The sequence below is a fragment of the Clostridium sp. KNHs216 genome (genome assembly GCF_006714885.1).
In the GTDB taxonomy this organism is placed as follows: domain Bacteria; phylum Bacillota; class Clostridia; order Oscillospirales; family Acutalibacteraceae; genus Caproiciproducens.
On record NZ_VFMF01000001.1, the window covers coordinates 614,098 to 634,139 of the forward strand.

A 20,042-nucleotide genomic window follows, 5' to 3' on the forward strand; every position below is an offset into this window, starting at 1 on the left:
TATATGTAACTTACGATGAAGAATGATTCGGGAAACGCATTCCTGAAGGCTTCCCTTTTCATTCTCCATCAGATGTTTTATACGCTGCGGCTTTTGGCAGCGGTCTTTGCCGTTTTGGGCTCCGGCTTTTTTGCCCCCGCCCTGGCGGTTCTTGCGCCGGACTTTTTTTGCTGCGCTTTCTTTTTGTCTATCATATCGTAAAGGCAGTCGATGGCGTCGGAAAGGCTTCCGAGCGAATCGATCAGGCCCTCACTGACGGCGTCGTTTCCGTCCAGGACCGACCCCACGTCCATAACCAGCTCCTGCGTGTTCATGGAAAGCTCGTGGAACCGTTCGGGGGAAATGTGAGAATTCTGCGTGACGAACCGCGTAATGCGCTCCTGCATCCGCTGGAAATACTCAAGGGTCTGCGGAACGCCGAGCAGCATGCCGTTCATACGCACCGGATGAATGGTCATCGTCGCGCTCGGGGCGATGAAAGAATGCTTGGCGGCAACCGCCAGCGGTACGCCGATGGAATGGCCGCCGCCCAGCACGAGCGACACGGTCGGCTTTTTCATACCCGCAACCAGCTCCGCAAGGGCAAGTCCGGCTTCCACGTCGCCGCCGACGGTGTTCAAGATGATCAGAAGCCCGTCTATGGTGGGCTCTTCCTCAATCGCGACAAGCTGCGGAATCACATGCTCGTACTTGGTCGTCTTGTTCTGCGAAGGCAGAATATAATGTCCTTCGATCTGACCAATGATCGTCAGGCAGTGAATCAGATGCTTGCCGTTGCCGGTGATCACCGAACCGGTGTCGATAATCTGGTCGGTCTGCTTTTCGTTTTTCTCGGCTTTATCGTCATCATTGGCCCGCTTTATATAATCCTGGTCTTCTTTCTGGCCTTTTGCTTTTTGGTCTTTACGGCTCATTGATAATCCCTCCTACCGCTTTATTGTGCCGTAAGAAGGGTGTTCTCATACACGGAAATGTACAAGTTTGAAATATCAATATTATGATTATATCATCTGTTGTGATATTCATCAAGAAAATAAAGCGTCAAAATAGAATGCTTTGGCAGAAAGTGATTGGATAGATTGACAATTTTGCTTTTTTATTGGATAATGGTTATATATTTAACTATGTTGGGAATTCGAATTGGAAGGAAGCTTGCTAATGAGTTTGACTTTGGCACAAAAAATCATAAAAACCCATCTTCTAAGCGGCGAAATGACGCCAGGCAGCGATATCGGTTTGAAAATAGACCAGACGCTGACGCAGGATGCCACCGGAACCATGGCCTATCTGGAATTCGAGGCTATGGGCGTCCCGCGCGTAAAAACAGAGCGCTCCGTCGCTTATATCGACCACAATACCCTGCAGACCGGTTTTGAAAATGCGGACGACCACCGGTACATTCAGACGGTCACCAGGAAACACGGAATTTATTTTTCAAGACCCGGCAACGGGATCTGCCATCAGGTGCATCTGGAGCGCTTCGGCGTTCCCGGCAAAACGCTGATCGGCTCGGACAGCCACACCCCCACCGGCGGCGGAATAGGCATGCTCGCCATGGGCGCCGGCGGGCTTGACGTTGCGGTTGCCATGGGCAGCGGCGAATATTACATCCCCATGCCGAAAATGCTGCGTATCAATCTGACCGGAAAGCTTTCTCCATGGGTTTCCGCCAAAGATATTATCTTAGAGGTCCTGCGCATTCTGTCCGTAAAGGGCGGCGTGGGCAAGATCGTGGAATACGGCGGCGAAGGGATCGCGGCGCTGAGCGTGCCGGAGCGCGCGACCATCACCAACATGGGTGCTGAGCTGGGCGCAACCACCTCCATCTTCCCTTCCGACGAAGTAACCCTTGCGTTTCTGAAAGCACAGGGCCGTGAAAAGGACTGGGTGGAGCTGAAGCCGGACGCTGACGCGAAATACGATGAAACCATCGGGATCAACCTGTCCGAACTGAAACCGATGGCGGCCTGTCCCCACAGCCCGGACGCGGTAAAAACCGTGGACGAGATCGGCCCCATCAAAGTGGATCAGGTCTGTATCGGGTCCTGTACCAATTCCTCTTACCGCGACATGATGCGGATCGCTTCCATACTGAAAGGAAAGACGGTCCACCCCGATGTGAGCCTTTCGATTGCCCCCGGCTCCAAACAGGTTTACAATATGCTTGCGCAGAACGGTGCGCTTGCCGATCTGATTTCCGCCGGAGCGCGGATTCTGGAATGCGCCTGCGGCCCCTGCATCGGGATGGGACAATCCCCGAATTCCGGCGGCATTTCGCTGAGGACCTTCAACCGCAACTTTGAGGGACGTTCCGGCACGGCCGACGCCCAAATCTACCTTGTCAGCCCGGAAACCGCCGCGGCTTCCGCCATCAACGGCGTTCTGACCGATCCCCGGACGCTGGGCGAGGAGGCTCCCATCGAACAGCCAGAAAAATTCCTGATCAACGACAATATGATCACCCCCCCCGCCAGTGAGGAGGAAGCGGAAAACGTGGAAGTCCTGCGCGGGCCGAATATCAAGGAAGTCCCCACCACCACCGCCCTTCCCCGGGACATTGCCGCAAAAGCCCTGCTGAAGGTCGGCGACAATATCACGACCGACCACATTATGCCGGCGGGGGCAAAAATTCTTCCGTACCGTTCCAACATTCCCCACCTTTCCAACTTCTGTTTCACCGTCTGCGACAAGGAATTCCCGGAGCGCTGCCGCCAATACGGCAAAGGCATCATTGTAGGCGGTTCCAACTACGGGCAGGGTTCGTCCCGTGAACACGCCGTTCTGGTCCCGCTGTATCTTGGAATCAAAGCGGTGATTGCAAAGAGCTTTGCACGTATCCACTGCGCCAATCTGGCGAACGGTGGCATCCTTCCGCTCGTATTCAAAAACGAGAAGGATTACGACGGAATCGACCAGATGGACGAACTGGAGCTGCCGGATATCCGCACCACCATTGAAAACGGCGGAACCGTTTTTGTAAAAAACCTGACAAAGGGCACCTCCTTTGAAGCAGACGCCATTTTGAGCGACCGTCAGAGAAAGATCGTTCTTGCGGGCGGCCTGCTGAGCTACATCAAAGAACAGAACAGCTGATACAAAATACAACGTACTTGCAGAACGCTTACAGAAAACGGAGGGCTACGAATGAATAAGATTCAAATGACGACGCCGCTGGTGGAAATGGACGGCGACGAAATGACCAGAATCATTTGGAAAATGATTAAAGAGATCCTGCTGAACCCCTATATCGACCTGAAAACGGAATATTACGATCTTGGGCTGGAGAACCGCGACGCAACCGACGACAAGGTCACGTTTGATTCCGCTTACGCCACAAAGAAATACGGCGTTGCCGTAAAATGCGCGACGATCACCGCGAACGCGGACAGAGTGCGCGAGTATGGATTAAAAGAAATGTGGAAATCCCCGAACGGCACCATCCGTGCAATTCTGGACGGCACCGTTTTTCGTTCCCCTATCCTTGTGAAGGGCATTACGCCCTTTATCACCACCTGGAAAAAGCCGATCACCATTGCGCGCCACGCCTACGGCGACATCTACCGCAATACGGAAATGACCGTTCCCACCGGCGCGAAGGCCGAGCTTGTCGTTACAAAAGCGGACGGCACCGAAGAGCGCGCGCTGATTCATGATTTCGAAACATCCGGCATTATTCAGGGCCAGCACAACATTGACAAAAGCATTGAAAGCTTTGCCCGGTCCTGCTTCAGCTATGCGCTCGACGTCGGGCAGGATGTGTGGTTCTCAACCAAGGACACGATTTCAAAAAAATACGATCATCGTTTCAAGGATATTTTTCAGGAAATTTACGAATCCGATTACAAAGAAGAATTTGAAAAAGCCGGTATCACCTATTTTTACACCTTAATTGACGACGCGGTAGCCCGTGTGATCCGTTCAGAAGGCGGATATATCTGGGCCTGCAAAAATTACGACGGCGACGTCATGAGCGATATGGTCGCAACTGCCTTCGGCAGCCTTGCCATGATGACGAGCGTCCTCGTTTCGCCCGAGGGAATCTATGAATACGAGGCGGCCCACGGAACCGTGCAGCGCCATTACTACAAACATCTGAAGGGCGAAAAGACGTCCACCAATTCCATGGCTACCCTGTTTGCCTGGACCGGCGCGCTGAAAAAACGCGGAGAGCTCGATCATCTTCCTGCCTTGATGGATTTTGCGTCAAAACTGGAAGAGGCGTCTATTCAGACCGTTGAAAGCGGCATTATGACCGGCGACCTTGCCGCTCTTTCCACGCTGCCAAACAAAACTACAGTTGACACCGAAACCTTTTTGAGGGAAGTCAATAAAAGTCTGGTTCGGCTTTTATAAACCGGACTATTTACGGAGGGAAAGCGTATGCCAAGACGCGAAAATATTTCAATGTCGGTAATCAGAAGATTGCCCCGCTACTATCGTTTTTTAACCCATCTGAAACAAAAAGGGGTCACCAGAATCTCTTCCACCGAGCTGTCCGTGAAGCTGGGGCTGACCGCCTCGCAGATCCGTCAGGACCTGAACTGCTTCGGCGGGTTCGGCCAGCAGGGTTACGGCTATATTGTCGACCAGCTCTGTGATGAAATCGGGAATATTCTGGGCCTTTCCAATGAGTATAAAGCGATTCTGGTCGGAGCCGGAAATTTGGGAAGAGCAATTGCCTCTCACATGTCGTTTGATGATGAAGGGTTCAGACTGGTCGGTATTTTTGACAGTTCCCCCAGTAAAACCGGGACAAGAATCAACGGTCAGATCGTACTCGACACGGTAGAGCTGGAAGATTTTTGCCGGAAGGAACAGCCGACCATGGCTGTGCTCTGCATCCCCCGCGACGGCGTTCATGCCGTGATTGAACGCCTGTATACTCTGGGTGTGCGCAATTACTGGAACTTCAGCCATTATGATATTGCAATGAAGTACGAAGATACGATTGTGGAAAACGTTCATCTGAATGACAGCCTGATGACGCTTTGCTACCGAATTTCAAACCCGAGCCAGAAATAAGCCGTTCAGGGGAAAGGAACCGAAAGTCCTTTCCCCTTTTTGCACGGCAAATAAAATCTGTTTTCGGGGTACAATAAGGATTGTTTTCCCCCGCTTTTCTTTTTATGTAAAATATGTTATGATCACTTTGAAGCAATTTAACCGATGTTTTGAGATGTTTTCAAAAATCGCAGAGATGATTAGGAGGTACACATCATGGATTGGATCACCTTTGGCATTATTGCCGCAGTTATTCTGATTCTTGTTTTCTGGGTCACAGGCATGTACAACAAGCTTGTCTCTTTTTCCGTAAGAGTGGACAACGGATGGGCACAGGTGGACGTTCAGCTGAAAAAGCGCTTTGACCTCATCCCCAATCTGGTGGAAACCGTCAAGGGATACGCTTCCCATGAAAAATCGACCCTGGAAGAGGTCACAAAATGGCGCAGCGCGGCCATGAGCTCCAAAACCCCCGAAGAGGCGATGGAGAACAACGCCAAGCTGTCCCGCGCGATGGTGAACCTGTTTGCCACGGCGGAGCAATACCCGGACCTGAAGGCAAACCAGAATTTTCTGGACCTGCAGGGTCAGCTGAAGGACATTGAAAGCAAAATTGCTTTCGCCCGCCAGTTTTATAACGACACCGCAATGAAATACAACGAATACGTCATGCATTTCCCGTCCAACATCATTGCTTCCCTCTTCCATTTCGGACAGAAAAAATACTTTGAGATCGAGGAAGCGGATAAAGCCGTACCACAGGTAAAATTCTGATTTTCAGCGAACGAAGGGAGCATACAGATTGGCCAAAAAGCTTTTTGGCGGGATGGCTGCGGCCGTCGCCGCTGTACTATTGATTCTTTTTATCATCGGCATCGGCGCCGGCGGCTACAAGCACGGCGCAAAGCAGACTTTGGAAAATCTGGATATCGTTTCTCAGCTGAACAGTAACGGCGATATGCAGGTGACGGAAACCTGGCGCATCAATCTGGAAGACCGCGGCAAGCCCTACAGCAACCTGTATAAAACCTTCCCGGTAAACGGAAGCCAGAGCGCAGGAATCGAGAATTTATCCGTGTACGACATGGATGAAAACGTTCAGTACAGCTTCCGTGACGATATCGATCCGACAAGCGGCTATTTTTCCGAAGATAACGTCTGTTACATTTACAACACGGCGGAGGATATTGAGATCGGCTGGTTTTTGCCGTCAATCGACAGCGGCGTACGCAACTTCAAGGTGTCATACACTATCAAGAACCTTGTCAGCGTATACGGAGATACTTCCGTATTGTACAACGCCTTTGTCGGAAACAAATTCAGTATCCCGATCACTCAGCTGCACGGTACGATTCTGATTCCTTCCGGCGCGAAGGATAAGGAAGTAAAGGGATGGCTGCACTGTACGGCACAGAGTCAGCTGACCATCGATTCCCCTTCCCGGATTTCCTTTACCGCAAACGAGGTTCCGCCGGAAACGCTGGTGGAAACACGCGTTTGCATGCCCGTTTCCCTGTTTCCGGATTCAACAAAAATCAGTACGGTCAACGTACTGAGCGATATTGAAAAGGAAGAAACCAAATGGGCGCAGGACTGGGAGAAGCAGCAGAAGCTGAACTACACGGTCGGCGTAGTGGATGCCGTGGCCGGAGTTGTTCTGGTGATAGCGGGAATTTTCATTCTGATATGGCTGAAAAAGAAAGCCAGACCGTATCAGGTGGAGGCTCCCGAATACACCCGTGAGATACCGGAGGACAGTTCCCCCGGCGGCGCGGCAAACCTGTTCTATTATTACAGCGGCGGGGTCACCAGCAAAGAAGAAGGGCGTGTTTTCAGCGCTACGCTGATGAGTCTGGCGCGCAAGGGGTACGTTCAGTTTGACTCCAACGAGAAAAAAGATTTTGTGGTAAGCATAGCGGAAAATACAAAACAGATGCCGCTTACGCAAAGCGAGCAGACATTTTACGATATGATTTCCGCCGTTGCGTCGTCATTTGACGGCCGGTTTACCATGAAGCAATTTGAAAATTACGCCAAGGATCACAACAAATCGATCGACAGCAAAATGGAACTCTTTCTGTCGCAGACAAAGAGGGAAATCGCCTCGCGCGGGTATTATGAGCGCCGGCCCTCCTTTCTGACGGTCAGCTCCGTTCTGGGAATTCTCGGTATTGTGGGAGCCATCGCGATCCTTTTGCTTTCAGGCGGCTGGCTGGTCTACATTCCCGTGGGATTCATCATTTTTGGAGTCCTGCTCATTATTGCTTCGAGCGGCAAAACAAGGCTGAGCAAAAAGGGAGAATACGATTACGCCGTATGGCAGGGGCTGAAAAAATACATGCTCGAATTTTCGCGCATGAAGGAATACGGCGTCCCGGAGCTTACGCTTTGGGAGGAATACCTTGTTTACGCAACCATGATGGGTATTTCCAAAAAGGTCTGCGATCAGCTCAGAATGGTCTATCCTCAGCTGAATGACGACGGCTACCTCTACACGAATTACGGAGGCAGCTATATGTACTACATGTTCGGCCGTTCCATCGGCATGGGCGGATTCAGCCACATCGGCAGCGATTTCGGCGCCTCGCTGGGAAACACGATCAGCAACATCAGCACTTCCGCCACGCGCCTTGCGCACCCGCCCCAATCCGGAGGCTCGGGCGGCTTTGGCGGCGGTGGTTTTGGAGGCGGCGGCTTCGGAGGAGGAGGCGGCGGCTTTGGCGGCGGCGGTGGCGGCGGCGCCAGATAACCGAATAACAGCACAAAAGAACCGTTGGAAACCGTTTGGTTTCCGGCGGTTCTCTTTTTATTCCTAGTCAAACGGCCGGCAAAGCAATCCCTACAGCAATTTCATTCCGGTTTGCGAGACAAAACACGTTTCTCCCCCGCCTTCGGCAGGGGAGAAACACAACCTTGTGGCAGAATCGACTGGAAATGCTGTAAAACAAATCCCAAATGGGATTACGGCTGCAAAAAATGCCGCCTCCCATTGAAAATGGAAGACAGCATTGAAAATTCGGATTTCGGATACGGCGGCTTATTTCTTTTGGCCTGCCTTGTACTCCTTTGCCGCGCCGACCAAGCCCTTGAAAAGCGGGTGCGGGCGGTTCGGACGGGATTTGAATTCCGGATGGAACTGGGAGCCCAGAAACCACGGATGTTCCGGAACTTCCATCATTTCCACGATATGGTCGTCAGGCGATTTTCCGCAGAAGACCACGCCCGCCTGTTCAAACCGCTCGCGGTAATCATTGTTCACCTCAAAGCGGTGACGGTGGCGCTCGGAAATGAGCGGCTCGTTGCCGTAAAGTGCAGCTGCCTTTGTACCCGCGGTCAGCTTGCACGGATACTGTCCAAGGCGCATGGTGCCGCCCAGCTGGACAACGTCCTTCTGCTCCGGCATCAGGTCGATGACATGGTTGCTGCTCTGCGGATCGAATTCCGCCGAGTTCGCGTCCGCAAGGCCCAGCACATCGCGGGCGTACTCCACAATCGCAAGCTGCATGCCGAGGCAGATGCCGAGGCACGGAATCCCGTTGACTCTGGCATAGTGAATCGCCGTAATCATACCCTCGATGCCCCTTTCGCCGAATCCGCCGGGCACGATCACGCCGTCCATACTGGTGAGGATTTCCGCGACGTTGTCCGGGGTGATCGTCTCGGAATCAATCCACTTGATATTCACTTTGACGTTATTTCCGATTCCGCCGTGGGTCAGGGCTTCGGCAACGCTCAGATACGCATCGTGCAGCTCCACATATTTTCCTACAAGCCCGATGGTGACGCTTTCCGTCATGGACATGGCCGTGTTAACCATGGCGATCCAGTCGCTCAGGTCGGCGCCGGGCGTGTCCAGCCCAAAGCGTTTGCAGACGATATCGTCCAAACGCTCGTCCTTCAACGCAAGAGGGACCTGATACAGAAGCGGAAGGTCCAGGTTCTGGATCACGCAGTTTTCATTGACGTTGCAGAAAAGCGCGATCTTCTTTTTAATATCGTCGCCGACCGGCCTTTCGGAACGGAGAACAATAATGTCCGGCTGAATGCCGATGGAGAGGAGTTCCTTGACGCTGTGCTGGGTAGGCTTAGACTTATGTTCATGGGAACAGATCAGATAAGGAACCAGGGTAACATGGATAAACAGGCAGTTGTTTCTGCCGACCTCCGTCGCAAACTGACGGATGGCCTCCAGAAAAGGCTGGCTCTCAATATCGCCGACCGTGCCGCCCACTTCAATGATCGCTACGTCAATATTGTCCTTCCCGTCGTAGATACGGGATTTGATTTCGTTGGTAATGTGGGGGATCACCTGGACCGTACCCCCGTCGTAATCGCCGTTGCGCTCGTTCTGCAGGACATTCCAGTAAATTCTGCCCGAAGTAATATTGCTGTTCTGAGTCAGGCTCTCGTCGATAAAGCGTTCGTAATGGCCAAGATCCAGATCCGTTTCCGCCCCGTCATTGGTTACGAAAACCTCTCCGTGCTGAAACGGGTTCATGGTGCCCGGATCAACATTCAGATAGGGGTCAAATTTCTGTATGGTAATTCTCAGTCCCCTTGCCTTCAGTAAACGCCCCAAAGAAGCCGCCGTGATTCCTTTTCCCAGTCCGGATACAACCCCGCCTGTTACAAAAATATATTTTGCTGACATAGTTACCCTCCATAAGCACTTGAATTTACTGCCGCTGCAAAAACCAAATTAGATTAATTATATCGCCTGTTGTATTGGCTTGTCAATGCAATAGGCGATAATAAATGCTGTTCTTACAAGATTTGAAACAATCCGCCAATAATCGGCCCGAGTGCCCCACCGACCTGTGCACCCTGCCTAACGGCCTGTATTACGGCTGGTATTTTTCTATCTCCGCTTTTTGGATGGTGACCGGGGTAGCGGGCTTGCTCTTCTCCCCCTGGTCGTTTTCGGAAACGGGAACCGCGGCAATTTTGTCGACGACATCCATTCCCTCGATTACCTGCGCAAAAACGGTGTGTCCCCGTTCCACAATATTGTACGCGCCGTCCAGATTGGGATTGCCGCCGTTGTCGTCATACAGCTTTTTATAGGCGTCGGTGACCTTGTCCATGTTGAGGAAATAGGTACCGTACTGCTGGATAAAGGCGTCCGGATACTGCTTATAGACATTGTACGCCTGCTGATAGTCCTCCCAGTTCACCTTTTCGGAGGTTCCCCTCTGGTTGATGAAGAACTGGCTTCCGTTGGTGTTCTCACCCGCGTTCGCCATGGAAACGGAGCCGCGGACGTTGACCAGGTTCGCGTTGAACTCATCTTCAAAGTCCTTATCCCAGATGCTTTCCCCGCCGGTGCCGTCACCCTTGGGGTCGCCGGACTGAATCATGAAATCGTTAATCACGCGGTGGAAGGTCAAGCCATTGTAATAGCCCTTCTGAATCAGGCCTTTAAAATTCTCAACGGCTTTCGGAGCGGCCTGCGCAAACAGGCGGAGCTTGATCACGCCCATACTGGTGGTCAGTACGGCAATGTCTTCACCGGCGGCGGGCTTTTCAAGCTGATAGCCTATTTTTTTGCCGTCGTCCGGCTTTACCCGGCTGGAAGCGGCCGAGCTCGCCGGTGCGGAGGAGGCCGGAGAGGACGATGCCGCGGAGCTTGCGGCGCTGCCGCCGGAACAGGCGGTCAGGCTCAGAAGCAAAGCGAAAACAGAAACAAATCCAAGCATTTTTCTGGTGTATTGTATCATAAAAATAACTCCTTTTCGTAATACATAAATTATATTTTATTATAGAAAGCAATAATATTCAAGCCGGAGAGGGATAAATTAACAATTTAATAATTAATCAGCTTAGTATTACCTATTCATTTTAAGCATATAGATAAGCGAAGACATAAAGGAGGTAGGAAAATGTTTGATTACTATCCTGAGGGTTGGATCATCGATACACCCGAAAACCGCGCGGCGACCCTGAACATCTCCGCGCTGAACGACGCCTGCCGGGATGGAAAAATTTTGGAAGGACGCGCGCTGATTTGTGACAGCTCGCATAATTTACTGGTCGATTTAGGATGCATGAAGGGTGTGATTCCGCACGACGAGGGTGCTTTAGGTATTCGCGAAGGTACGGTACGTGACATTGCCATCATTTCCAGAGTCAACCGGCCGGTATGTTTTACCGTGACGGGTTTCCAGAAGGATACGGACGGACATATGACCGCCCTGCTGTCGCGGCGGGCCGCACAGGAAAAGTGCATGGCCGAGTATGTGAAAAAGCTTACTCCGGGCGACGTCATCAACGCGCGCGTGACCCACCTGGAAAGCTTCGGGGCCTTTGCCGACATCGGCTGCGGGATTATCGCGCTGCTGCCGATCGACGCCATCTCCGTTTCCAGAATTGACCACCCACGCGAACGGTTTACGGTCGGCATGGATATCCGTGTTGTAATAAAGTCCGTGGAAAACGGACGCATTACCCTGAGCCACAAAGAGCTTCTGGGAACCTGGGCGGAAAACGTAGCCATGTTCAAAGCCGGGGAAACAGTGGCCGGGATTGTGCGTTCCGTCGAGTCCTACGGCATTTTCGTCGAGCTTTCCCCCAACCTTGCCGGGCTGGCGGAAGCCAAGGAGGATGTGGTACCCGGTCAGCAGGCGAGCGTTTACATAAAAAGCATCATTCCTTCACGGATGAAGGTAAAGCTTGTGATTATCGATACGTTCGACTACTCCTACCGTCCTTCCGCGCCAAAATATTTCTTCACTGGAAACAGGATCGACCGGTTTGTCTATTCGCCCCCCGACAGCGAAAAAGAAATTGCAACCAATTTTACACCGGAATAAGATGTCAGGCCGCGGGTCCGGTAAGGGCCCACGGCCTGATTTTTATGAGCGGGGTCCTTCCCTTTTGAACGCGACGATTCCGGCCACCAGGTCCGCCAGCTGTTCGGCTTCTTCCGGGGTGAGCCTTTCTGCAACCGCCGTGATTCTTTTGACGGCCGCCTCTTTCTTTTCACATTTCTTCGGATAGCCGAAATCAAACAGCTCGGACAGGGAAATATTCAGAGCCATTGCGATTTTATTGAGCGTGTCGATCGTCGGACACTTCAGGCACCGTTCGATATGACCTAAAAAAGCCGGGTCCAGTCCGGCGGAATTTGCGAGCGATTTCTGGCTGAAGCCCGCTACCTTGCGCAGATGTTTGATTTGCTCTGCAGTTTTCTGCATGATTTCCATTTTTGCCTTATCCATGTTTACCTCTGTCCCCTCATCCTTACTGGTCACATTTTTCACAAGCGCCCAATTGATGTCTAAAGATATTCTACAAAAAGTGACTATAAGTATTGAAAAATCGTTTTTTTTCGCGTATACTGAAAAAGGCAATTATTTGATTATATTGACTTTTATGAAATATTAACTTACGGCATTCCGGTTGATTCTCTGCAACAAGGCTGCGTTCTTTCCCTCCCTTCGGCGGGGAAAGAACGTGTTTTGTCTCGCAAACTGAAAGGGAACTGCTGTAAGAAATCCTGTAAAAGAAGAGGTGTAAACAAAATCGTTCAGTATCTGCACAGAGTATTGGGCATGGAGCGGACAGATGCGGCACCGGCATTGTCCTGATCCAGGGCACATGACAAATATTAGAATACCCCGATCAGCGAAAATGACCCAAAAAGTTAAAGGGATGAGAAAATGTTCAGGAATATGAAAATCGCTAAAAAACTGATGATTACATTTATTGCCGTAGCCATCATTTCCAGCATCAGCGGAATCGTAGGCGTAACCGTAACGGCGCTTCTAAACACCACTTACGGCAATGCGCTGACGGATTACGGCTTCTCTCAGGGAGAGATCGGGCTTTTCAATACGCAATTCAATGAAAGCCGTGCCATCCTCAGCGACATCATTTACAGCACGGAATCGCAGAAAATACAGGAAAGCGAGAATGAGCTTGACCAGTCAGGCAAAAAACTGGATACTTACCTGAAAAATATGAAAAAGGGCATGGTCACGGAAAAGGAACTGGACTATTATAATCATATTCAGGAAAATCTGACAAAATTTGAACAGGTCAGCGGTCAGGTGGTTGAACTGGCCAAACAAAACCGGGACACAGAAGCCTCCGAGCTGCTGGACCGCGAGGGCAGCCCTCTTTCCGACAGCATCCGAGCCTCCACCGAGGCGCTGCTTACGGAAAAGACGACAACCGGGAACAAACTGGCTGTTGACCTGTCCAGACAGGCCCAGCTTGCGGACTTTGCCATTGTCGGGGTCATTTTCCTCAGCTTCCTGATTTCCATTATCATCGCCATTCGGATTTCCCGCAGCATCAGCAAGCCTGTGGCTGAGATGTCGGAAGCCGCGCAGAAGATCGCGCAGGGCGATTTAAGCGTACAAATTGATGGAAACTCCCAAAATGAAATCGGCCGGCTGGGAGAAGCCTTCGCACAATCCACAGCTTCCATCCGGGCTTACATATCGGATATCGGAAATATAGTCAGTGAAATCGAACGCGGCAACCTTACCGTGGGCACCGATCTGGAATACATCGGCGACTATGCCCAGCTCAAGAGCTCTATTTTAGGAATTATCGCCACTTTGAACCACACCTTCGGCCAGATCGATCAGGCGGCGGAGCAGGTTGCCAGCGGTTCCTCTCAGGTTTCCAGCGGCGCGCAGGAACTGGCGCAGGGCGCTACGGAGCAGGCAAGCTCCGTGGAAGAGCTTTCCGCCAGCATTTCCGAAATATCCACCCACGTGAAAGACAACGCGGAGCATACCGCCAGCGCGAGCAGATCCGTGGCCGAAGTCAGCAGGGAAATCGAGACAAGCAATCAGCACATGGACGACATGGTCAAAGCCATGACCCTGATTAACGAATCTTCCGGAGAAATCGGAAAGATCATTAAGACCATTGAGGATATCGCATTTCAGACAAATATCCTCGCGCTGAACGCAGCCGTGGAAGCCGCCAGAGCCGGAGCGGCCGGAAAAGGGTTCGCCGTAGTTGCGGACGAAGTAAGGAATCTTGCAAGCAAAAGCGCCGAAGCCGCGAAAAATACGACCGCTTTGATTGAAAACTCCGTAAGGCAGGTAGAAAACGGGACGAAAATTGCGGACGCGACCGCTCAGTCGCTCCACCGCGTCGTCGCCAGAGCGGAGGAGGTCACCAAAACGGTTGAAAAAATTTCGGTGGCGACCAACCGGCAGTCCGACGCCATTTCCCAGGTCACGCTGGGCGTGGAGCAAATCTCCAGCGTTGTTCAGACAAATTCCGCAACCGCCGAAGAAAGCGCCGCCGCAAGCGAGGAGCTTTCCAGCCAGGCACAGCTTCTGAGAGATCTGGTCGAAAAATTCAGACTGAGCGGCCAGCCTTCCGCACCGTTGGAAACGGCAGCATACCCAAGGGAAGCCATCGAGCTGCCGATGGCGGCAGGCGACAAGTATTAACAGGAAAAATCAAATCACGATTATTTAAGTCAAAGAATACGTACGTATTCTTTGACTTTTTTTATGGAAAGCGGAGCTGCGCATCGCATGCTCCGCCTTGAATGACAGCCGCCCGCTATTGTACGGACGGCTTATTTTCCTGTAGTTTTAAGATATGGGCATCCAGCAGCTGCTTGAAGAGATCGTTTTTATGGGCGCGGCCGAGAGAATCCGTATATTTCACCGGATCGTAATACTGGCTCTGCCTCTGCTGCTTTAAGAATTCCAGCGCTTCTTCCCTGCCGTGCAGCTTTGCCACCAGATCAGCCGTTTTAATCGCGTTCATTGCGCTGTACGGCTCTAAACGGTACGCCTCGGTAAAATTAAAGAGTGCGGCTTCAAGGCGCCCCAGGCCCTCCTGAGCCTTCGCAAGGTCCCTCAGCACGGAGGCGCGCTGCGCGGCGGCGTAGTTGATGGTGATGCCGTCTTCCTCCCGAATATGGTTCGGAAGGCTCCCCCAGCCGGAGGTGTGCAGGTACTCGCCGGCACAGCGGATCGTTTCCTCATAATATTTTTTGCCCAGCCAGCTGTAGGCCTTCTCGACCAGATAGAGCTGCTCCGGGGTATGCGGCTCGCCGCACAGTTCAATCACCTTCAGCAGTATTTTTTCCCGATCCTGAATCTTCTCCTTCAGAGCAGAGGCCTCTTCTTCCAGCGCCCGGCGGTGCGGCACGGTTTCCCCCAGTACAAAAAAGAGCGCCGCCGCCAGATCCGTATTGTCATTTTTTAATTCGGCCATAGATATTCCCACCTTTTTAGAAAATCTTTTTCAGCAGTAAAATTTCCGATTGCCTGAATTTATCACGACCCTCAGGGACTCGGCTTTTGCAGGAAATCCCTGATCTTTTCAGCCCGCAGGCTGCGCCGCTCCGCAGGAGTGAGCTTTTTTCCGCTGTAAAACGTCAGCGTAGCGGGCTGGACCAGAACCATCAGACGGTTGATTTCGCCGTAATCGATCGGGTCAATCAAGCCCGCGGCCACACCGAACCGGACGTTGGAGATCAGCTGCATGAATTCCTCGTTCGCCATCATCTTCGCACTTTGCAAAATGGCAAGGGAACGGCTGACGGTATCCTGAATTTCGAGGCTTTCCGCCAGTTCTTTTCTGGCGGCACGTTCCTGTTCGATCAGCTGCATGGCGATGCTTTGAAGATTCGCGATCGCTTCCTGCTCCGACAGCCCAAAGGTAACGTGGTTGGACAGCTGGTACACAGCGCCCTTCGGCTCCACCCCGGACCCAAAAGTACCGCGCAGCGCAAGACCAAGCTTACTGAGATTTGAGGAAATCCGGGAAATCCCCCCGCCTTCCCGCAGCGCGGGAAGATGCAGCGTCAGAGACGCGCGCATCCCCGTCCCGAGGTTGACGGGATTCTGTGTCAGATATCCCAGATTTTCATCAAAAGCGAAACCGAGGCATTTATCCAGAATGTCGTCCAGGCTATCCGCCGCGGCGAACGCTTTTTGCGGATTCAGCCCCGCTTCCGAGGACTGAAGATGAATGTGGTCCTCTTCATTGACCATGATGCTGACCGTTTCATCCGCGTTTACAAAGAAACCTCTTCCGCGGCGGTCCGATATGAAATCCGCGCTGACAAGATGGCGTTCCACCAGAGAAACCGCCTCCACCCTGGACAGGCTCTCCATGTCCGTGAATTGAAAAAGGTGGGACAGGGCCTCATTACCGCTGAAAGCCTCCGCCACTCTTTCGGAAAGCTTCTGCCGGTCGGCGCGGCTCATTTTCGCGCAGAAGGGGACGTCCGTCAGATTGCGGATAAGATGAATTTGCGTGCGGATCACAACGTCCTCTTCGCAGCCGGGATTCGGGCTATTCACGGGCCTTCCCTCCTTCCAGTTCTTTGATCCGGTCGCGCAGGCTGGCGGCATGTTCAAAGTTTTCGGCGTCGATTGCCTCCCGCAGCTCCCGGCGCATCAGGCTGAGCTGCTCCTGCGGCCTGCTCTGAAGAGCGCCGCCGCCCGGAACCTTTCCGCGGTGCTTGGTATTGCCGTGGATACGCTGAATCAGAGGGATCAGCCGGTCGTAAAAGGTATGATAGCATTGTGCACAGCCGACCTGCCCGCTGCGCATGATATCGTCAAAGGTCGCCCCACAGCACTTGCAGCGGACCGGGTCGTCCAATTCGGCCCCGCCGAAGAAGCCGCCCAGCAGGCTGCCGTAATCGCAGCCCAGCCCGGTCAGAAGATTTCCATACCCCAATCTCTGCGCACATTCGGCGCAGAGGGAATATTCCGTCAGTTCCCCGTTGATGATGGTTTTAATATGAGTGGTAACAGGATTTTTTCCGCAGGAATCGCACAGCATAGAATCACCCCGTAAGATTATTAAACATAATATAATATTACTATTAATTCATCATGAATAGAAGATAGAAAAGCCTAATTTTGGGGTGAGGCCCCAAAAGAAAAATTTGTAACACGTTTTGTTCCTATGCAATATTATATACTGTAAACCGAAAGGAGGCAAACAATTATGTGTAACAACAATTTCTTTGGTGGTGGTGGCAGCTGCTGTTGGATTATCATCCTTGTCATTATCCTTTTAGTATGCTGCGGCGGTGATAACGATTGCGGTGGTTGCGGCAATTGCAACAATGGATGTGGCGGCTGCTAAACGCACAAAAAGGGCTGCGAGTAAAATCGCAGCCCTTCATTCTTTATTTATGCTTCTGCTGCTCTTTTGCCTGTGACAATGCAATCGCCAGCTGATCCGGGCAGGAGGTGGACCTGAATCCGCACTTAATTCCCTTCAGGCGCCGGATGGCTTCATCGGCCTTCATTCCCTCTACAAGCGCGCAGATTCCCTTGCCGTTCCCGTTGCAGCCCCCGATGATCTTAACCGATTTGACGGTGTCATCCTCCAGCTCCAAGTCGATTTCAGAGGAACATGTCCCCTTCGTTTTGTACTGATACACCAAGTCGTTTCCTCCGCTGCTCTATTTTTTCAAATGTATTTTGGCCTTTTTCAGCGCTTCCAGCTGATTGTCCGGCGTTACACAGGTCCCGATCGGCATTGCGACGGTAGTATACATGCCGTGAAAATCAGTGCCGCCCGTCATCACCAGGCCATGCTCCTGCGCAATGGCGGTAAAGCGTTCCTCGTCACCCGGCCTGTTGCGCGGATGCCAGACCTCCACGCCTTCAATTTCATGATCTTTTGCAAGCTGTTCCAGCAGGTCATAGCTGTCGTACTCACCGGGATGCGCCAGAACCGCGACACCCCCGGCGTCATGAATCTGCCCGATCACGTCGTGGACATCGGGATAATGGACGGGAAAATAAGCAAGCCCCGTCTTGGAATTAAACAGCTTGTGATAGGTTTCACCGAAAAAATGATTGGAATAACCCGCGTCTATCAGCGCGTGCATAATATGCTGCTTAAAGATATTGGTACTCCCCTGCGCCCGGCGCAGAACCATTTCCGCAGTAATCGGATAAAGCTTCATTACCTTCTGAAGCATGATGCAGGAAGCGCGGCGGCGGCTGTCCCCGGTGCGCTTGCACAGGCCCTCCAGCCGGTCGGTATTGTCGCAAAGGTAGCACAGTATATGCGCCTTTCTTCCGGTAGCAGGGTCCGTCGTTGAAAACTCGACCCCCGAAATCACTTTAATCCCATGTCTGTCCCCAAAAATTCTTGCTCTGGTCGATCCCGCAAATGTGTCATGATCAGTGACGGCAATCGTGGGGATCCCATGCGTCTTGGCAAGTAGAACAACCTCGTCAATACTGACCGAACCGTCGGACATTTTCGTATGACAATGTAAATCTGCAGCCACTTAATCACCTTCCAGTCTTCGTCATTTCCATACTATTACAATCCTATTATAATACTTTCCGACGGCGAAGGCAAATAGGAGGCTCATTTTAAAAGCTTTTCCGGTGTGAAAGAGCGCGCAGCGACAAACCAGAGCAGACAGTCAACCACCAGTAAAACCACCGCAATGACCAGCAGGATCAGCGCGTTCAGCTGAAACAGGCCGGTGAACTGCCCCACAAAAAGAAGGACAAGCGGCAGAACGATGTATCCCGACGTCTGGAAGGACTCCATGTAGCTTTTGCTCCTGCCGGAAACCAGCACCATAAAGACCACTCCGAAAACCGTGACCCCGGGTGCCAGAAAAAGCACGAGTACGAGCCAGTTCCAGTTCAGGAAAAACGGCATGCCGAGAAGAAGGTCCCCTGCCGTGATAACGCAGGCAAACACCACAAAGGAGATGCCCGTGGCGATCGCGGATAAAAAAACGCAGCTGAGCACCTTGGCTTTGAAAATGGATTTTACGCTCAAAGGGGTCAGAAGCAGCGTCTGGATCGTACCGCGTTCTTTCTCACCGACAAAGCTGCTTGCCGCCGAAACGCTGGAAACCATCAGGGGGATCATCAGAAAGAACATGGGACAGACCACATTCGTCATAATGTAGAACATACCCTGCTTGACGGAAAAATACGACGCTTCCCGCGGAAGGAGCTGCAGCATCTGGTCAACGCCGTTCATCTCCCCGGCCGGGACGAAAAGAATCATAAGAAGGTACATAACGGGCAGGAACAGAACCATCACCAGCGGCACCAAAACAATGGTGTTGCGCGCCATTCTGGTGTTCCAGATTTCCCCGAAATCCTTATTCACAACCGCCTGTTCGGCCGACGACAGCAATTTCATTGTGCTTCCTCCTGATGCTTCAGATATTCAAAATAGATGTCTTCCAGCGTCGGCTTGACCAAACGCGCTTCAAAAACATCGTGCCCGGATTCAACGACGGTTTTCAGCAGCTTCGGCATCTGATCTTCCCGCTCAAGCTCCGTCTGCCACCATCCGTCGGCGGCGTCAAAGCCGTCCAGGGAATCCCCCTCTGGAAGACGGAAAGCGGCCTTGATGCGGCAGCCGATCTCGCTGCAAAGGGCTTCGAGGCTTCCCCCGGCGATCAGCCTGCCTTTATCGACGATTCCATAGCTGTCGCAGATATCCTGCGCGTAACGCAGCTGATGGGTGCACAGGAACACCGTCGTGCCGGCACTGCCCGCCAGGTCCGTTATCATGGAATTGACCGCCTGGGCGGATTCCGGATCAAGCCCGCTGGTGGGCTCGTCCAAAAAAAGCACCTGGGGATGGTTGATCAGCGCGCGGGCCAGAGAGAGGCGTTGCGCCATGCCGGTGGAATATTCGCTCAGCTTTTTTTCGCGCGCGTCCCACAGGTCAAGCTCTTTTAAAAGCTGAGCCGCCCGCTCATTGCCCTCGTCGCGGCTCAGGCCCGCCGTCTGGGCAAAAAAGAGGAGGTTCTGCGTGCCCGTCAGCTGGCCGTACATTCTGGCGGATTCCGTCATGACCCCGCAAAGCCGGTGGACGTCGCTGGGGGCCTTCACGGGATTCAGGTCAAGCACCGTACACTCTCCCTGCGTCGGTTTCAAGAGCCCCGTAAACAGTTTGACGGACGTCGTCTTTCCGGCCCCGTTCGGGCCCAGAAAGCCGTAGACGCTGCCCTGCGGAATGTCCAGATTCAGGTCGTTCAGGGCATTGGTTTTTCCATCATAGGATTTCGTAAGACCTTTTGCGCTGACTGCGTACAAAAGCAATCC

At 52.4% G+C, this 20,042-nt stretch carries 18 protein-coding genes; 7 read left to right on the forward strand and 11 right to left on the reverse strand.

Annotated elements, in window-relative coordinates; all coding sequences use genetic code 11:
- Positions 1–77: 77 nt before the first annotated feature.
- The gene (locus tag LY85_RS03040; protein ID WP_141825406.1) at positions 78–914 is read right to left on the reverse strand and encodes an ATP-dependent Clp protease proteolytic subunit; all 837 of its coding nucleotides are present in this window, start codon (positions 912–914) and stop codon (positions 78–80) included.
- Between the two features lie 244 nt (positions 915–1,158).
- Here LY85_RS03040 and LY85_RS03045 point away from each other — a divergent pair, with 244 nt between their 5' ends.
- The 5 genes from LY85_RS03045 to LY85_RS03065 all read left to right on the forward strand — a co-directional run bounded on the left by LY85_RS03045 (position 1,159) and on the right by LY85_RS03065 (position 7,750).
- Complete coding sequence (locus tag LY85_RS03045) at positions 1,159–3,093, forward strand: aconitate hydratase (RefSeq protein ID WP_141825407.1); 1,935 nt, start codon at positions 1,159–1,161, stop codon at positions 3,091–3,093.
- A gap of 51 nt (positions 3,094–3,144) precedes the next feature.
- A complete protein-coding gene (locus tag LY85_RS03050) occupies positions 3,145–4,353 on the forward strand; it encodes an NADP-dependent isocitrate dehydrogenase (RefSeq protein ID WP_141825408.1) in 1,209 nt (402 codons plus the stop codon).
- A 27-nt stretch (positions 4,354–4,380) separates the two neighbouring features.
- A complete protein-coding gene (locus LY85_RS03055) occupies positions 4,381–5,022 on the forward strand; it encodes a redox-sensing transcriptional repressor Rex (protein WP_141825409.1) in 642 nt (213 codons plus the stop codon).
- 195 nt (positions 5,023–5,217) lie between these two features.
- Entirely contained in the window at positions 5,218–5,775 is a 558-nt protein-coding gene (locus LY85_RS03060) for a LemA family protein (protein ID WP_038324681.1), read from the forward strand.
- 28 nt (positions 5,776–5,803) lie between these two features.
- Positions 5,804–7,750 carry a DUF2207 domain-containing protein gene (locus tag LY85_RS03065; RefSeq protein WP_185741076.1) on the forward strand — a complete coding sequence of 649 codons (1,947 nt, stop codon included), beginning with the start codon at positions 5,804–5,806 and terminating at the stop codon, positions 7,748–7,750.
- Between the two features lie 288 nt (positions 7,751–8,038).
- On the opposite strand, the gene LY85_RS03070 is transcribed toward LY85_RS03065, so the two are convergent.
- Together LY85_RS03070 and LY85_RS03075 are read right to left on the reverse strand one after the other, a co-directional pair.
- A complete protein-coding gene (locus LY85_RS03070) occupies positions 8,039–9,652 on the reverse strand; it encodes a CTP synthase (RefSeq protein ID WP_141825410.1) in 1,614 nt (537 codons plus the stop codon).
- A 190-nt stretch (positions 9,653–9,842) separates the two neighbouring features.
- Positions 9,843–10,718, reverse strand: coding sequence for a peptidylprolyl isomerase (locus LY85_RS03075; RefSeq protein WP_038324686.1), 876 nt, complete (start codon positions 10,716–10,718; stop codon positions 9,843–9,845).
- Positions 10,719–10,880: 162 nt separating this feature from the next.
- On the opposite strand from LY85_RS03075, the gene LY85_RS03080 reads away from it, so the two are divergent.
- Entirely contained in the window at positions 10,881–11,810 is a 930-nt protein-coding gene (locus LY85_RS03080) for a S1 RNA-binding domain-containing protein (RefSeq protein ID WP_141825411.1), read from the forward strand.
- 42 nt (positions 11,811–11,852) lie between these two features.
- Here the strand turns inward: LY85_RS03080 and LY85_RS03085 are convergent, their stop codons facing one another.
- The gene (locus tag LY85_RS03085; RefSeq protein WP_141825412.1) at positions 11,853–12,218 is read right to left on the reverse strand and encodes a helix-turn-helix transcriptional regulator; all 366 of its coding nucleotides are present in this window, start codon (positions 12,216–12,218) and stop codon (positions 11,853–11,855) included.
- A 441-nt stretch (positions 12,219–12,659) separates the two neighbouring features.
- Between LY85_RS03085 and LY85_RS03090 the strand changes: the two genes are divergently transcribed.
- Positions 12,660–14,417: a methyl-accepting chemotaxis protein gene (locus LY85_RS03090; protein ID WP_141825413.1), complete on the forward strand. Its 1,758-nt coding sequence runs from the start codon at positions 12,660–12,662 to the stop codon at positions 14,415–14,417.
- Between the two features lie 115 nt (positions 14,418–14,532).
- Here the strand turns inward: LY85_RS03090 and LY85_RS03095 are convergent, their stop codons facing one another.
- From LY85_RS03095 to LY85_RS03125, 7 genes are all read right to left on the reverse strand, one after another.
- On the reverse strand, positions 14,533–15,195 hold the full coding sequence (locus LY85_RS03095) for a hypothetical protein (RefSeq protein ID WP_141825414.1): 663 nt from the start codon (positions 15,193–15,195) through the stop codon (positions 14,533–14,535).
- A 71-nt stretch (positions 15,196–15,266) separates the two neighbouring features.
- Positions 15,267–16,289, reverse strand: a complete 1,023-nt coding sequence (locus LY85_RS03100; RefSeq protein ID WP_243122466.1) for an ATP--guanido phosphotransferase — start codon at positions 16,287–16,289, stop codon at positions 15,267–15,269.
- Positions 16,282–16,776: a UvrB/UvrC motif-containing protein gene (locus tag LY85_RS03105; protein ID WP_141825416.1), complete on the reverse strand. Its 495-nt coding sequence runs from the start codon at positions 16,774–16,776 to the stop codon at positions 16,282–16,284. The genes LY85_RS03100 and LY85_RS03105 overlap by 8 nt, the downstream gene beginning before the upstream one ends.
- A 352-nt stretch (positions 16,777–17,128) precedes the next feature.
- Complete coding sequence (locus LY85_RS03110) at positions 17,129–17,386, reverse strand: TIGR03905 family TSCPD domain-containing protein (RefSeq protein ID WP_243122633.1); 258 nt, start codon at positions 17,384–17,386, stop codon at positions 17,129–17,131.
- A gap of 21 nt (positions 17,387–17,407) precedes the next feature.
- The gene (locus LY85_RS03115; protein ID WP_038324695.1) at positions 17,408–18,247 is read right to left on the reverse strand and encodes a PHP domain-containing protein; all 840 of its coding nucleotides are present in this window, start codon (positions 18,245–18,247) and stop codon (positions 17,408–17,410) included.
- 83 nt (positions 18,248–18,330) lie between these two features.
- Positions 18,331–19,128 (reverse strand): ABC transporter permease subunit, encoded by a 798-nt coding sequence (locus LY85_RS03120; protein ID WP_141825417.1) that lies wholly within the window; start codon positions 19,126–19,128, stop codon positions 18,331–18,333.
- Positions 19,125–20,033, reverse strand: a complete 909-nt coding sequence (locus LY85_RS03125; RefSeq protein WP_141825418.1) for an ABC transporter ATP-binding protein — start codon at positions 20,031–20,033, stop codon at positions 19,125–19,127. Before LY85_RS03125 ends, LY85_RS03120 begins: the two co-directional genes overlap by 4 nt.
- Positions 20,034–20,042 lie beyond the last annotated feature (9 nt).